Annotated in this window: 17 protein-coding genes; 7 read left to right on the forward strand and 10 right to left on the reverse strand. The window is 63.9% G+C overall.

Annotated elements, in window-relative coordinates; genetic code table 11:
* Positions 1 to 81 precede the first annotated feature (81 nt).
* From RFN28_RS11595 to RFN28_RS11605, 3 genes are all read right to left on the reverse strand, one after another.
* The gene (locus RFN28_RS11595) at positions 82 to 609 is read right to left on the reverse strand and encodes an SRPBCC family protein (RefSeq protein ID WP_320287479.1); all 528 of its coding nucleotides are present in this window, start codon (positions 607 to 609) and stop codon (positions 82 to 84) included.
* A gap of 71 nt (positions 610 to 680) precedes the next feature.
* The gene (locus RFN28_RS11600) at positions 681 to 1,091 is read right to left on the reverse strand and encodes a DoxX family protein (protein ID WP_320287480.1); all 411 of its coding nucleotides are present in this window, start codon (positions 1,089 to 1,091) and stop codon (positions 681 to 683) included.
* 203 nt (positions 1,092 to 1,294) lie between these two features.
* A complete protein-coding gene (locus tag RFN28_RS11605) occupies positions 1,295 to 2,200 on the reverse strand; it encodes a bestrophin family protein (RefSeq protein ID WP_320287481.1) in 906 nt (301 codons plus the stop codon).
* A 240-nt stretch (positions 2,201 to 2,440) separates the two neighbouring features.
* Between RFN28_RS11605 and RFN28_RS11610 the strand changes: the two genes are divergently transcribed.
* Entirely contained in the window at positions 2,441 to 2,848 is a 408-nt protein-coding gene (locus RFN28_RS11610) for an ACT domain-containing protein (protein ID WP_320287482.1), read from the forward strand.
* On the opposite strand, the gene RFN28_RS11615 is transcribed toward RFN28_RS11610, so the two are convergent.
* Positions 2,845 to 3,297 carry a GNAT family N-acetyltransferase gene (locus tag RFN28_RS11615; RefSeq protein ID WP_320287483.1) on the reverse strand — a complete coding sequence of 151 codons (453 nt, stop codon included), beginning with the start codon at positions 3,295 to 3,297 and terminating at the stop codon, positions 2,845 to 2,847. The genes RFN28_RS11610 and RFN28_RS11615 overlap by 4 nt on opposite strands.
* A gap of 223 nt (positions 3,298 to 3,520) precedes the next feature.
* Positions 3,521 to 4,555, reverse strand: a complete 1,035-nt coding sequence (locus tag RFN28_RS11620) for an aspartate-semialdehyde dehydrogenase (protein ID WP_040974685.1) — start codon at positions 4,553 to 4,555, stop codon at positions 3,521 to 3,523.
* 593 nt (positions 4,556 to 5,148) lie between these two features.
* Here RFN28_RS11620 and RFN28_RS11625 point away from each other — a divergent pair.
* The 3 genes from RFN28_RS11625 to RFN28_RS11635 all read left to right on the forward strand — a co-directional run bounded on the left by RFN28_RS11625 (position 5,149) and on the right by RFN28_RS11635 (position 8,516).
* On the forward strand, positions 5,149 to 7,002 hold the full coding sequence (locus RFN28_RS11625; protein WP_320287484.1) for a DEAD/DEAH box helicase: 1,854 nt from the start codon (positions 5,149 to 5,151) through the stop codon (positions 7,000 to 7,002).
* A gap of 102 nt (positions 7,003 to 7,104) precedes the next feature.
* Positions 7,105 to 7,815, forward strand: coding sequence for a DUF805 domain-containing protein (locus RFN28_RS11630; RefSeq protein WP_320287485.1), 711 nt, complete (start codon positions 7,105 to 7,107; stop codon positions 7,813 to 7,815).
* 74 nt (positions 7,816 to 7,889) lie between these two features.
* Complete coding sequence (locus RFN28_RS11635; protein WP_320287486.1) at positions 7,890 to 8,516, forward strand: DUF805 domain-containing protein; 627 nt, start codon at positions 7,890 to 7,892, stop codon at positions 8,514 to 8,516.
* Positions 8,517 to 8,589: 73 nt separating this feature from the next.
* Here RFN28_RS11635 and leuB read toward each other — a convergent pair whose 3' ends face one another.
* From leuB to leuD, 5 genes are all read right to left on the reverse strand, one after another.
* Positions 8,590 to 9,693 carry a 3-isopropylmalate dehydrogenase gene (leuB, locus tag RFN28_RS11640; RefSeq protein ID WP_320287487.1) on the reverse strand — a complete coding sequence of 368 codons (1,104 nt, stop codon included), beginning with the start codon at positions 9,691 to 9,693 and terminating at the stop codon, positions 8,590 to 8,592.
* A gap of 281 nt (positions 9,694 to 9,974) precedes the next feature.
* Positions 9,975 to 10,325 carry a VOC family protein gene (locus RFN28_RS11645; protein ID WP_320287592.1) on the reverse strand — a complete coding sequence of 117 codons (351 nt, stop codon included), beginning with the start codon at positions 10,323 to 10,325 and terminating at the stop codon, positions 9,975 to 9,977.
* 63 nt (positions 10,326 to 10,388) lie between these two features.
* Entirely contained in the window at positions 10,389 to 10,772 is a 384-nt protein-coding gene (locus RFN28_RS11650) for a RidA family protein (protein WP_320287488.1), read from the reverse strand.
* A 340-nt stretch (positions 10,773 to 11,112) separates the two neighbouring features.
* Positions 11,113 to 12,039: an Ivy family c-type lysozyme inhibitor gene (locus RFN28_RS11655; RefSeq protein ID WP_320287489.1), complete on the reverse strand. Its 927-nt coding sequence runs from the start codon at positions 12,037 to 12,039 to the stop codon at positions 11,113 to 11,115.
* A gap of 72 nt (positions 12,040 to 12,111) precedes the next feature.
* Positions 12,112 to 12,717, reverse strand: coding sequence for a 3-isopropylmalate dehydratase small subunit (gene leuD / locus RFN28_RS11660; protein WP_278205772.1), 606 nt, complete (start codon positions 12,715 to 12,717; stop codon positions 12,112 to 12,114).
* A gap of 167 nt (positions 12,718 to 12,884) precedes the next feature.
* On the opposite strand from leuD, the gene RFN28_RS11665 reads away from it, so the two are divergent.
* From RFN28_RS11665 to RFN28_RS11675, 3 genes are all read left to right on the forward strand, one after another.
* Positions 12,885 to 13,205, forward strand: coding sequence for an ArsR/SmtB family transcription factor (locus tag RFN28_RS11665; protein ID WP_320287490.1), 321 nt, complete (start codon positions 12,885 to 12,887; stop codon positions 13,203 to 13,205).
* Positions 13,202 to 13,651, forward strand: a complete 450-nt coding sequence (locus RFN28_RS11670) for an SRPBCC family protein (RefSeq protein ID WP_320287491.1) — start codon at positions 13,202 to 13,204, stop codon at positions 13,649 to 13,651. Before RFN28_RS11665 ends, RFN28_RS11670 begins: the two co-directional genes overlap by 4 nt.
* A 92-nt stretch (positions 13,652 to 13,743) precedes the next feature.
* Entirely contained in the window at positions 13,744 to 14,181 is a 438-nt protein-coding gene (locus RFN28_RS11675; protein ID WP_320287492.1) for an SRPBCC family protein, read from the forward strand.
* Positions 14,182 to 14,366: the final 185 nt, after the last annotated feature.

The following is a 14,366-nucleotide window of genomic DNA, read 5'->3' on the forward strand; positions in this document are numbered from 1 at the left end:
GAGCAACGACGGGCCCCGAGCCCCGCGGTTAATCCCTTCGGAGGACTACGGCCTTTCGCCTGGTGGCCTTGCTTCGCCGCCCTATTTCTCGGTGGCCCGTCTCAGATTGTCGAGGCCGGCCTCGAAATCCTTGCCGATCAGCCTGTCGAAATTCATGAACAGGCCCATCAGCTTGGCGATAAACGGCCGGGCGCCATGCATCGCCCAGGTGACGGTCGTGCCTTCATCCGAAGGCGTCAAAGTAAAGTCGACGCTGTTGTTGGCCCTGAACGGCTTCTCGAAGTCGAGCTTCAACGCAATCAGCGACGGGGGTGTCGAATTGACGATCTCCATGCGGCCCTTCCCGGCCTTGCTGTTGCCTTCCCAGGCATAGGCCGCGCCCTTGCCGCTTTCGGCGCCGGAGAGCGTGCGTTTGATGTTCGGATCGAGCTTCTCAAAAGGCGACCATTCGGGCCAGCGCCTGAAGTCGTCGATCAGCGGGAAAATCGCTTCGGCCGGCGCCTTGATGCGGGCGGACCGGCTGACGACGAAATCGTTCGGCTGTGTCGCGGCAAAGACAAGCACCGCGGCGATGATGACGACCAGGATGATGAGGATCGTGCCAAGCATCTTTTCTCCCCACGCTTACAGCAATTCCAGTGCGCAGCGATTTTCGTCCGGAATTGCATAAAAACAAACCGCTACCGGCTGAACGGAATCAGCGCACGCACTTTTGCGTCGCGCAGATAGAGCCCGCCCCACAGGATAACGCCGAGATAGACGCCGAACAGCGTATGCGAGAACAGCGGATTGCCGATGCGCACATGGGTGGAGATGGCGCCGCCCATATAGGCGGTGAGCAAGATGGCGCCGAGCACGGAAGTGCGCGGCAGCGCGTAGAGCGCGGTCGAGACCAGCCCGATGATGCCGAGTAGCCGCGCGATGTTGGCGTCGGCCGGCCAGCCGAGCTCAACCATCGTCTCCGTGACAATGGAGAGCGGCGGCAGCTTGATGACGCCGTCGAAGACCATGAACAGGACCACGACGGCGCTGAGCACGCGCCCGGTCCACAGAGCGCCGTTCGAGACGGCCGCGGCTTCCGAATTGCTCATTGCTGTTCCCTCCTGAAGTTCGAACCCCTCTGCTGAGGTCGAACCAAGGACGCGCTTTAGAGCCGCGATCCTACAGGGTCCGGACTCTTTTGGCCCAGGTGCCGCTAACCATGCCTTCGTCTTCGGGCTTTGACCCCAAGATTGACGAAGAAGGAGGCGTTTCGACCAGATCTCCAAAACAGCACCTGCCGCACATGGCCATCCTACGAGAAATAAAACCTGTCGGCCGGGATCATCTTCGGCGGCGTCTCGCCTAGCGCCTCGAACACGGAGATTTCGCACACGCGGCAAAGGCCATCGAGGGCAAGGTCGTTGGGTTGGGTGCCAAACGGATCCTCGAGTTCCTCCGAAAGCGCATCGAGGCCGAAGAAGGTGTAGGCGATCAGCGCCGTGAACAAGGGCGTTGCCCAGCCGGTGGCCGAGGCCAGCCCGAATGGCAAAAGCAGGCAGAAGACATAAGCCGTCCGTTGCAGGAGCAGCGTGTAGGCGAAGGGCAGCGGCGTGCCCATGATGCGCTCGCAGCCGGCCTGGGCGGCGGCGATTTCCGACAGCCGCTCGTCGAGGATGCGGTAGCCGATCGGGTCGAGCGCACCGCTCTTGCGCAGCACCGCGACGCGCGCTCCCATGCTGCGCACCATGGCGTCGGGAGCGTTGAGGGCCTTCGCCACCGCTTCGACCTCGTCGCCGATGAAGCCGCGCGCCTCCGGCACAGCGTCCACCCGCCGCAACGATCCGCGTAGGAAATGGCAGAAGGCGATGGCGTCCATCAGCAAGCCGCGCAGCTCGCCGCGGTCCTCGATCAGGCCGGTCGAGGCGCGCGCCAGATTGCGGATATCGAAGACGAGCTGACCCCAAAGCTTGCGCGCCTCCCACCAGCGGTCATAGGCGGCATTGTTGCGAAAGCCGAGATAGATCGACAGCGCGACGCCGAGCAAAGCAAAAGGCGCGGTGCCAGCATTGCCGAAATCAAGCTTCAGCGCCCGCACGATCATCACCACCAGCGCACCATAGGCGGCAAACCCGAAAATCTGCGGCAGGATGCGCGGCACCACCGAGCCGCGCATGATGAAGAACAGGTGCAGGAATCCCGGACGCGGGCGGACGATCATCTAGACACCTCAAGAGCAATTCCAGGAAACGGCGCGCTTCCGCGAGACAGTCCGATACCGCGCCTGAGGCGGCGGCCCTGATCTTGTGTATTGTGCTATTCATCAGCTTCGCAAGCTCGGCCGCTCGCGACATTGCGATGTCGTTTAAGCAGGGGAAGGCTAGCGGCACCCAGCCGGCCGTTCTAGGGAGCGGACGTCGTCCAAGCACCGGACCGTGGGCGCACCACCGAGGGAGAGAAAATGACCGGCGAGACGTACCTGCAAAGACTGCTGGCGTCGATGGCGCCGCAATTGCTGCCCTGCGTTCATGTCTTCGCCACGCTGGCGCCGGGCGCAGCCGTGCCGGATGGGCTCGACCCGGTGATGCAGTTTCGCGAGCGGGAAGGCCTGACGCTGATCGTGACGGAGGACGAGGCGAAAGCGGCCGGCCTCGCCGGCACGTTCCGCTGCCGGATGATCACGCTCGACATCCACTCCTCGCTGGAGGCGGTAGGCTTCCTCGCCGCCATCACCACGCGGCTGGCCGCGGCCGGCATGGGCGTCAATCCGGTCTCGGCTTTCTATCATGACCATCTCTTCGTTCCGGCGGAGCGGGCAGAAGAGGCGCTCGCCATCCTGCGGCAGCTGGCAGCGGAAAGCAGCGGCTAACGCCTGAGCACATAGAGAATATCAGGCAGGCCTTCCTCATTGGTCGAGCCGTTGCCAAAAGCTTCGGCGCGAAATCCATGGCGTTCGTAGAACCGGCGGGCGCCGCTGTTGGCCTGGAAGCAACGCAGCTTGACCACTTGCAGAGCGGCGGTCGCCTGAACGAACAGCCGGCTGCCGATGCCTTGTCCTGTCCTGGTGGGATCGAGATAGAGCTGCTCGACCCAATCGCCGTTGACGGCAATGAAGCCGACGATACGTTCACCAGCCTCGACCACCATCACCTGCTGCTTGGGCAGAACGATATCGCGGATGAAAGTGAAATCCTCGTCCGGCGTATGGATCACGGGCATCCAGTCGAAGGAATTGAGCGACGCGCGCATGACCTTAGCGATGGCACCGGCGTCCGAGCTTGTGGCTGGACGCAGGATGATTTCAAGGTCATCGCTCATTGTAAGCTCGCGACCGTGGACCATCGGTTTTTGCAGGAAATCGGATAGGTTGGCGCCGCCCCTCATCCCCCTGCCGGGACCTTCTCCCCGTGAACGGGGGAGAAGGCAAGCCTCACGGCCGAAGGCCGAGCCCGCGACCGCGGGCCGCCGGTCGTCCGGCGCCCCCGCGGAGGGCCAGCCGCGGCAGCGGCGGTGCGGCCCGTGAGCGAGAACAGAATTGCCGTCAGGCCGCCTTCTTCTTCGGCTGGATCAGGCCCCGCTCCACCAGCAGCTCGGCGATCTGGATGGCGTTCAGCGCAGCGCCCTTGCGCAGATTGTCCGAGACGATCCACATCGACAACCCATTGTCGATGGTCGAATCCTCGCGGATGCGCGAGATGAAGGTGGCGTCCTCGCCGGCCGATTCAAGCGGCGTGATGTAGCCGCCGTTCTCGCGCTTATCGAGCACCTGGCAGCCCGGCGCCTCGCGCAGGATCTCGCGCGCCTCGTCGGCCGTGATCGGCTTCTCGAACTCGATGTTGACGGCTTCCGAATGGCCGATGAACACCGGCACGCGCACGCAGGTCGCCGTCAGCTTGATCTTGGGATCGAGCATCTTCTTGGTCTCGGCCACCATCTTCCACTCTTCCTTGGTCGAGCCGTCGTCGAGGAAGACGTCGATATGCGGAATGACGTTGAAGGCGATGCGCTTGGTGAACTTCTTGACGTCGACCTGATCGGCGACGAAGACCGCGCGCGTCTGGGTAAAGAGTTCGTCCATGCCTTCCTTGCCGGCGCCGGAGACCGACTGGTAGGTGGCAACGACGATGCGCTTGATGGTGGCGGCGTCATGCAGCGGCTTCATCGCCACCACGAGCTGCGCCGTCGAGCAGTTCGGATTGGCGATGATATTCTTGCGCGAGAACAGCTCGACCGCATCCGGGTTCACTTCCGGCACGATCAGCGGCACGTCCGGGTCGTAACGGAAGGCCGAGGAATTGTCGATGACGACGCAGCCCTGCTTGCCGATCTTGGGCGACCATTCCTTGGAAACATTGCCGCCGGCCGACATGACGCAGATGTCGGTGTCGGAAAAGTCATAGGTGTCGAGCGCCTTGACCTTCAGCGTGCGGTCGCCGAAGGACACTTCGGTGCCCTGGCTGCGCCGCGAGGCCAGCGCCACCACTTCGCTCGCCGGAAAGCCGCGCTCGTCCAGAATGTTGAGCATTTCGCGGCCCACATTGCCCGTGGCGCCGACTACCGCAACCTTGAAACTCATCTAGATCTCCTGTCCCTCTCCGCTTGGTTGTTGGAGAAAACCCGCCGGCCTCATGCGGGTTCCGTCCCCCGGGCCGAACCCGGGAGAGGGTGATTGGGCCAAGGGAATCACACCGTTTTGGTGGTGGTTTTGGCCATAGTTTTGTAGGAACGGGCGGACGCACCGAAGCGCCCGGCCCGACGCTGTGCATCGTGGCTGGGGGCATCGTATGCAAGAAGAGCCATCAGAAGGCCGCGCATCGAAGACGATCCCGTTCGCAGCCGGCTTTTACGCGCTTTGCGTCAAGAGTCAATCGGCGCCGCTCACCCTTCTCCCCTTGTGGGAGAAGGTGTCGCCGAAGGCGGCGGATCAGGGGTGCTCCAGGGACCGCAGACGTCTCACTCCGCTGGAATACCTCGCATCCGTCTCGGCGCTGTCGCGCCGATCCACCTTCTCCCCCAAGGGGCCCACAAGGGGAGAAGGAAAAGGCGGTGCCACCTGCTCTGTACAACGGCGGCTGCAGGAAGTACGAACGCCCAAATTTCGCGTGTCTGGCGCAGTGCCGGCCTTGTGCTCCACGACGAGCACAGAACCCCGAATTCCGAAAGAACAAGATGTCCAGTTTCGAAGTCATCGTGCCTGCGCTCGCAGAGGCGCTGGAAAAGCGCGGTTATTTAGCGCTCACCGCGGTGCAGCAGGCGGTGCTGGCGCCCGAGCTTGGCATGGCCGACGCGCTGGTTTCGGCTCAGACCGGCTCCGGCAAGACTGTCGCCTTCGGCCTTGCCCTGGCGCCGAGCCTGCTCGGCGGCGCTGAGCGTTTCACCGACGCCGGCGCGCCGCTAGGACTGGTGGTGGCGCCGACGCGCGAGCTGGCGCTGCAAGTCAGGCGAGAGCTTGAATGGCTCTATGCGCTGACCGGCGCGACTGTAGCGTCCTGTGTCGGCGGCATGGACATGCGCGGCGAGCGGCGCTCGCTGGAGCGCGGCGCCCACATCGTCGTCGGAACGCCGGGCCGGCTGCGCGACCACATTTCGCGCAACTCGCTCGACATGTCGGCGCTGAAGGCCGTGGTGCTGGACGAGGCCGACGAGATGCTCGACCTCGGTTTTCGCGAGGACCTCGAATTCATCCTCGACGCCGCGCCCGCCGAGCGGCGCACGCTGATGTTTTCCGCCACCGTGCCGCGCTCCATCGCCACGCTAGCGAAGAGCTACCAGCGCAATGCCGTGCGCATCTCGGCCGGCGGCGAGGCAAAGCAGCATATCGACATCGAGTACCGGGCGCTTTCCGTGGCGCCGGCCGATCGCGAGAACGCCATCATCAACGTGCTGCGCTACTACGAGGCACAGAACGCGATGGTGTTCTGCAACACGCGCGCCGCCGTCAACCATCTCACCGCGCGCTTCAACAACCGCAATTTTTCCGTCGTGGCGCTTTCCGGCGAGCTCAGCCAGAACGAGCGCAGCCACGCGCTGCAGGCGATGCGCGACGGCCGCGCCAAAGTCTGCATCGCCACCGACGTGGCGGCGCGCGGCATCGACCTGCCCAATCTCGACCTGGTTATCCACGCGGACCTGCCGACCAATCCGGAGACGCTGCTGCATCGCAGCGGCCGCACCGGGCGCGCCGGACGAAAAGGCGTCAGCGCGCTGATCGTACCGGGCAACGCTCGCCGCCGCACCGAGCGCCTGCTGGCCAATGCCGGCCTGACCGCGACCTGGGCGAGCCCGCCCTCGGCCGACGAGGTGCTGCGCCGTGACGACGAGCGCATCCTGGCCGATCCGGCCTTCAGCGAACCGGTGAGCGAGGAGGAGCGCGGTTTCATCGACACGCTGCTCGAGAAACACGGGGCCGAACTGGTGGCGGCAGCCTTCGTGCGGCTTTGCCGCGGCAGCCGCTCGGCGCCCGAGGATCTGATCGATGTCGCGCCATTCGCGCCGTCGAAAGAAAAGTTCGCTCGCAGAGACGATGCGCCCGGCCGCCGCGACGATTTCGGCGACAGCGTCTGGTTCTCGCTGTCGGTGGGCCGCCGGCAGAATGCCGAACCGCGCTGGCTGATCCCGATGCTGTGCCGCACCGCCGGCATGTCCAAGCGCGAGATCGGCGCCATTAAGATGCAGCCGGAGGAAACCTTCGTGCAGATCGCCGCCGATTGGGCTGACCGCTTCCTCGCCGCGATCGGCCCCGACCGCAAATTGCAGGGCAGCATCGCCGTCAAGCGGCTGGACGGCACGCCCGATCTGTCGCGGGCCGGTTACCAGCCGCCGAAACCGGAGAAGAAGCCGCATCGCGGCAAGCGCCCGTTCGACCAGAATGGGCCCAAGCCGAAACTTGAGAGGCGCATGCCGTCCAAGGCCGGTCAGCCGCAGCCCGCAGCGTCTGAAGCAAAACCTTGGGCGAAAAAGCCCGGCAAGCCGAAATTTGATGGGCCGGCAAAACACAAGAAGGCTAAGAAACGGCCGGACTGATCGCCCCGGCAGTCGAGCCGTTCAGCCGTTTCGCACCATGCCTCTTGCGGTCCGCCGCGACTTTGAACAGTCTGGGCAGGCGCGGCAACGGGGGACAGGGCAATGCGCGGCGAAGTTCTTCATTACGACCAGGAGCAAGGCTTCGGTTTCATTACCGGCGCCGACGGCAAGCGCTACAGTTTCGCGCGCGAGGACCTGCGCCGCGAGATGGCGCTTGCCAGGGGCGCCGAGGTCGAATTCCAGCCGAACGGTGATCGGGCGAGCAACATCTTTTCGGTCCGCGCCCGCATGACCGGCCCGGCGGAGAGCACCACTCCCGGCGCTGCCACCCCACCCTTGCCGGCCAGCGCCCCTCCGTCGCCGGCGCATTTCGGCCGCAGCGCCGAGACTGGAACCGCGGAATCCACCGGCCTGTGGAGCTATTTCCAGCGCGGCCTGACGACGAACTACGTCAACTTCTCCGGCCGTGCCCGGCGCAAGGAGTTCTGGGGCTTTTGCCTGTTCTGGACGATCGGCCTCGTCGTCATCATCGGCGTCGGGCTGTCCGTGGACCTGTCGCGAGGTGACGTCGAGGGGGGCGGCGACGTGCCGATCGTCATGCTCGGGCTGATCGGCCTCTTCTTCCTGCTGACGTTCCTGCCATGGGTCGCCCTGATCGTGCGCCGCCTGCACGATCTCGGCCTGACCGGCTGGCTCGCCATCCTCTGCTTCCTGCCCTATGTCGGCGGGCTCGCCACACTGGTCTTCGCGCTGATCCCCTCTCAATTCGGCGAGAACAAGTGGGGACCGGTGCCGGCAGGCGTCAGGCTCTAGAGCAAAACGTGCATATTGCAGTCTTATGCAACTTTAGATAGTTTGCCGCCGTTGCTACGCAAGAGGGGGAAGTAATGCGCGGCGCAGTGTTTCACTACGACGCCGACCACGACTACGGCTATATCAGCGGCGTTGACGGCAAGCGCTACATCTTTAGCCGTGCCGACCTGACCGAGGACATGAATATTGCCAGAGGCATGCCCGTCGAATTCACACCGGACGACGGGACGGCGCACGACGTCATCGCCGCGAAACCCACCGCACCGTCATTGGACGGCAGTCTTCAGCAGCGCGGCCGCATCGCCGAAAACCACTCTGCCAGGCCGATGGGGCTTTGGGCCTACTTCTTACGCGCGCTCATCGACGACTATCGCAATTTCAGCGGCCGCGCCCGGCGCAAGGAGTTTTGGGCGTTCTATCTCTGGTTCTCCGTCGTGTTCGTCGCGCTGTTCGGTTTCGGCATTCTGCTCAACCTGGCGATAAGCGGTTTCGATGACGGTCCAACGACTTCGATCGGGCACATTCCATTCCTGCTTTTCGTGCTGATAGCAATCCTGCCGTCGATCGCAGTCGTCGTGCGGCGTCTGCACGACATCGGTCTGACCGGCTGGCTTGTCTTGCTTTGCTACACTCCGGCTTTGGGCGCTGTTGCCTTTCTCGTCTTCGGGCTTCTTCCCTCTCAATTCGGGAAGAACCGGTAGGGGCCGATGCCGGCTGGCGCCGGCCCGGCCTGAGGGCAAAGAAAACTGCTCTCCGAGACGTTGTGTCCGGGGGTCAGCCAAGGAACTTGGCGATGATCGCATCGCCCATCGCAACCGTGCCTACCTCGGTCATGCCTTCGGACATGATGTCCTTGGTGCGCAGGCCGTCATCGAGCACCGCCGCGATCGCCGCTTCGAGCTTGTCGGCTTCCGCGACCATGCCGAAGGAATAACGCAGGCACATGGCGAAGGACGCAATCATCGCGATCGGGTTGGCGATGCCCTTGCCGGCGATGTCGGGCGCCGAGCCATGCACCGGCTCGTAGAGCGCCTTGCGCTTCTTGGTCTTGGCATCCGGCGCGCCGAGCGAGGCCGAGGGCAGCATGCCGATCGAGCCGGTCAGCATGGCGGCAATGTCGGAGAGCATATCGCCGAACAGATTGTCGGTGACGATGACGTCGAACTGCTTCGGCCAGCGCACCAACTGCATGCCGCCGGCATCGGCCAGCATATGGTCGAGCTTGACGTCGCTGTATTTGGCCTTGTGCGTCTGGGTGACCACCTCGTTCCACAGCACGCCCGATTTCATGACGTTGCGCTTTTCCATCGAGGTGACGTGGTTCTTGCGGGTGCGCGCCAGCTCGAAGGCGACGCCCGAGATGCGCTCGATCTCGAACGTGTCGTAGACCTGGGTGTCGATGCCGCGCTTCTGGCCGTTGCCGAGATCGATGATCTGCTTCGGTTCGCCGAAATAAACGCCGCCGGTGAGCTCGCGCACGATAAGGATATCAAGTCCTTCGACCACTTCCTGCTTGAGCGAGGAGGATGCGGCGAGCGCCGGGTAGCAGATGGCGGGGCGCAGATTGGCGAACAGCTCCATGTCCTTGCGCAGACGCAGCAGCCCGGCCTCAGGCCGCACCTCGTAAGGCACCTTGTCCCATTTCGGCCCGCCGACGGCGCCGAATAGCACCGCATCCGCCGCCATCGCCTTTTCCATGTCGGCGTCGGAAATCGCCGCGCCATGCGCGTCGTAGGCGCAGCCGCCGACCAACCCCTCGTCGGTGGCAAAGCCGCTGCCGAGTTTCTCGTTCATGGCTGCGATCAGCTTCTTCACCTCGGCCATGGCCTCGGGGCCGATGCCATCGCCGGCGAGCAAGAAGAGATTTTTCGAAGCCATGGAGAACCGTCCCGAGAATGTTTTTGAACCGCGGCCTTGCTAAACGCCAAGCGGGCTGGGCGCAAGGGTACGAGCGTCGAGATCCTTCGCACCCCCCTCTGCCCTGCCGGGCATTTCCCCCGCAAGGGGGGAGATTGGCTGCTTCGGCGCCTCGCTCGTTCCTCAGCGTTCGAGATTGGCGAAAGTGGTCGAGCGCTCAATCTCCCCCCTTGCGGGGGAGATGGCCGGCAGGCCAGAGGGGGGTGCTGTCCCGCCAGCGTCTCAAAAGTGACCTACAACCATCACCGGTGCGACAGAATATTGACCAGCCGCCCGAACGGGTCGCGCACAAAGAAGCGCCGCACGCCCCAGGGTTCGTCGGCAGGGCCGTATTCGACGGCGAAGCCAGCCTTGCGCATGCGGTCGAGCGCCGCATCGACATCGTCGACCTCGATCGACAGATCCGGCACCGGCGTGCCCGAGCCGCCTTGCGCCATGAAGCTGATCTGGACAGTCATTGTCTCTTGCGAGCCATAAGTGGCGATCCAGCCTAGGTCCATGACGACATCGAGGCCGAGCACGTCATGATAGAAGCTTTTCGCCGCCGCGATGTCCTGAGTGGCGATATTGGCGACGATACGCCTGACCTTCACCATCGGCTAATCCTTGCTCTAACCGTGTCGTTGTTGCTCCGCTTCGCACTTTTGGGACTGGCATCAGGCCGTGCGCCGGAGCGCCGTCACCTCGATCTCAATCTTCATCTCCGGCTTGTTGAGCTGGCAGACGATCATCGTCGCCGCCGGGCGGATGTCGCCAAACACCTCGCCGAGGATCGGGAAGACCGCGTCAACATAGGCCTGGTCGGTGATGTAGTAATGCGCCCGCACCACATCGGCCATGTCGAAGCCACCGTCGCGCAATGCCTTGGCGATTGTTGCAAGGCAATTGCGCGTCTGTTCTTCGACCGTCTCCGGCATCGTCATGGTGGCATAGTCGTAGCCGGTCGTTCCGGACACGAAACACCAGTCGCCTTGCACCACCGCTCGCGAATAGCCGGCGGTTTTCTCGAAGGGGGAGCCGGTGGAGATGAGCTTGCGCATGGAGTGCCTCGTTGCATTTGTCGGCATGCATCTAGCAGGAGAAGCGCGGATCGGTCGTGGGCCAAGCCGGGCGGACTGTTGTCAGGATGGCCGGCCCAAGCCCTCGGAGATTGGCCGGAGCCTCCCTGCCGTCGCCATTCCAGGGCGGAGCAAGGAGCGAAGCGACGCGCGCAGACCCTGGAATCCATGCCGTTACGCCGAAGCGCCGCCAGCAGGCAGAATTCTGCTCGGATGCACTCTACGGCAACCGTCACGGCATGGATCCTCGGGTCTGCGCTCCGCTTCGCGTCGCTCCGCCCGTGGATGACGAAGCCGCGATGACCGCCGCCGTGCAGAAACCCTAATTCCCCGAGCTCTGCGCTTCGTCCAGCGCCTTCTTGATGTCGGCCGGCCAGCTCTTCACGTCGGGCCAGGCTTGCGGTTCGCCATTGTCGCCGCGGCGGGCGAAATAGAGCTTGTGCTTGACCGGATCGACCGCCATGAAGCCGTCGTTGCCGCCGCAGTCATGCGGCACGCAGCCGGTGGCGTAGAAGGCGCCGGACGCCGTCTTTTCGGTGCCGCCGCCGACCAGCAGGCTGGTCGCCATATCGGGCATGTCCTTGCCGAGCAGCGCTTCGGCCGCCTTGTAGACGGCCTCGTTGTGGAAGGCGTCGATGACGTTGTCGTATTTCGACGGATCGATATCCTTCCAGTCGGTGCCCGGTTCCGGCGTGTAGGTGAGGTTGCCGGAGGTGGTCAGGCCGCCTGTTGGCGACCATTGCAGCGCCGGCCTGGTCTCGCCCGGCAGGAGGTAGGGCACGTAGTAGATGGCGCTGTCGGAGGCTGCCGCCGGCGGCGCGCCGCACTCGTCCTGCTCGACGGTGGTGGTCTGGATCTCGCCGCCCTCCGGCTTCCAGGCGATCACGCTGGCCGGTCCGCACTGGTTGCCGCCATCGCCGACATCGAACAGCGCAACCTTGACGCCGCCGACCTCGACGATCTTCTCGAAGAAGACGTCGTAGTTGCTGGCGAGCTGCTTGCCGTCATACGCCAGCACCTTCTCGCCATCCTGTTCCGGCTGCGTAATGGTGAACTGCCCGCCTTCGAAGGGAATAGGGCCCTGCTTTTCCTCGTCAGAAGCGGCCTGGTCGGTCGCTCCCTGATCGGCGGCCGGCTGATCGGAAGCCGCGGGCGCCTGCTGCGTGGCCGGCGCGCTGGTCTGCGCATTGGCGCCGGTGATGGCCAGAAGAATTGCCGCCGAGGCGCCGGCCAGAAGCAAGCGTGTCATGACTGTTCCTCCCGTTCAGCCGCCACGAACCCGGCCTGGAATGGCCGGGCCTGTCTATTCACGCCATGCCGATCAGGCCCAGGGGCGCAGCTCGGCGTTCTTCTTCTCGAATGAAGCGATGGCGCCGGCCTTCTCCATGGTCAGCCCGATATCGTCGAGGCCGTTCAGGAGGCAATGGCGCTTGAAGTCGTCGAGATCGAATTTGACCACGCCGCCGTCCGGCCCGCGGATTTCCTTCGCCTCGAGATCGACCGACAGCGTGGCGTTCGAGCCGCGCGAGGCGTCGTCCATCAGCTTGTCCAGGTCTTCCGGGCTGACTGTGATCGGCAGGATGCCGTTCTTGAAGCAATTGTTATAGAAAATGTCGGCGAACGAGGTCGAGATCACGCAGCGAATGCCGAAATCGAGCAGCGCCCACGGCGCATGCTCGCGGCTCGATCCGCAGCCGAAATTGTCGCCAGCGACCAGGATCTGCGCCTTGCGATAGGCCGGCTTGTTGAGCACGAAATCCGGGTTCTCCGAGCCGTCTTCCTTGTAGCGCATCTCGGCGAACAGGCCGGTGCCAAGCCCGGTGCGCTTGATCGTCTTCAGATAATCCTTCGGGATGATCATGTCGGTGTCGATGTTGACGATCGGCATGGGCGCGGCGACGCCGGTGAGCTTGGTGAATTTGTCCATGGTCCTTGCCCGTCTCGGTTCTGCGGGAATTGCTGGCGCACGCTTTACACAAAGCGGCGGGCAAATGAAAGGCGACTGTTGGCAGCCGCGCTTGGGCATCCACGGCCGGTGCCGAAAACTTTTGCGTCGCCCATTGACATGCAACCAAATGGTTGCATATTAAAGCCATGAGCATGGATGCCGTCTTTCGCGCTTTGGCCGACCCGACCCGCCGGCAATTGCTGGACAGCCTCTATGCCAGGAACGGGCAGACGCTGAACGCGCTCTGCGAACGGGTGGACATGACGCGTCAGGCGGTGACCAAGCATCTGGCGATCCTGGAGGAAGCGAACCTCGTCACCACCGTCCGCAACGGGCGCGAGAAGGAGCACTACCTCAACCCCGTTCCGATCAACGAGATCGCCGAGCGCTGGATCGGCAAGTTCGAGCGCCATCGGCTGGATGCATTGAGCGACCTGAAGAAGCGGCTTGAAAGGGAAGAGCCATGAGCGACAACACCTTCGTCTACGTCACCTACATCCGCACCACGCCCGAAAAGCTTTGGACGGCCCTGACCGATCCGGAATTCAATCGGCAGTTCTTCCTCTGCTCCTACCAAGAGAGCGACTGGAAGGTAGGCTCGAGCTGGAAGCTGATCTTCCCCGACGGCCGCGTCGCCGACTCGGGCGAGATCCTGGAAATCGACCCACCGAAACGCCTGGTCATCAAATGGCGCAACGAATGGATGCCCGAGGTGAAGGAAGACGGCTACACCCGCTGCACCTTCACCATCGAGCAGGATGGCGAGTTGATGAAGCTCGCCGTCACCCACGAGGCCGACGGACCGCACAGCCTTATCCCGAATGTTGCCAAGGGCTGGCCGCTGGTGCTGGCGAGCCTGAAGAGCTTGCTCGAGACCGGCAAGGGTTTCGAGCGCCCGCCGTCAAAGGTCTGAAGCCTCGTTTCGATTCCGAAACTTTTATCTGAGAGGTCGCTATGATGCTCCGGCATTCCTGGCCGCAGGCCATGGCAAATGGCGAGACGGCCATGGCTTCAGCCGAGATCCTTGCCGCTCCCGAGCGGGTTCTCGCCGCCCTCGTCACGGACGAGGTCGAGCGCTGGTGGGGCTCCCCCGACACCTACCGCATGACCGGCTGGGCCGCCGATCTTCGCGTCGGCGGAACCTGGAGCGTCATCGTGAGGACGGCCGACGGCAGGCGCCTGCCCGCCGACGGCGCCTTCGTCGAAATCGAGACGCCGCGCCGGATCGTCCAGACTCGGCGCTACGATTGGGATCATCCGACGCTCGGCCGCAAGGAAACCACGGTCGCCTACCTGCTGGAGCCGACCGCCTGCGGCACGCGGCTCACCATCTGCCACGGCGGTTTCGCCGGATTGGCAGATGCGGCGGCAGAGCATGCCGACGGCTGGGCGCGGGTGCTTGGGTGGCTGCAGGCTTATGCAGGAAGACTGGTAGCAGCTTAGTTTATGAAGAATATCGCCGAGATGTCGGAGGGACAGCACCCCCCTCTGGCCTGCCGGCCATCTCCCCCGCAAGGGGGGAGATTGTGCGCTCGACGGGTTCCGCCAATCTCGAACGTGGTAGGAGAGGCTCGGCGCCGAAGCTGCTGATCTCCCCCCTTGCTTGCGGGGGAGATGGCCGGCAGGCC

The sequence above is a fragment of the Mesorhizobium album genome (assembly GCF_033977205.1).
Classification (GTDB): Bacteria; Pseudomonadota; Alphaproteobacteria; order Rhizobiales; family Rhizobiaceae; genus Mesorhizobium; species Mesorhizobium album.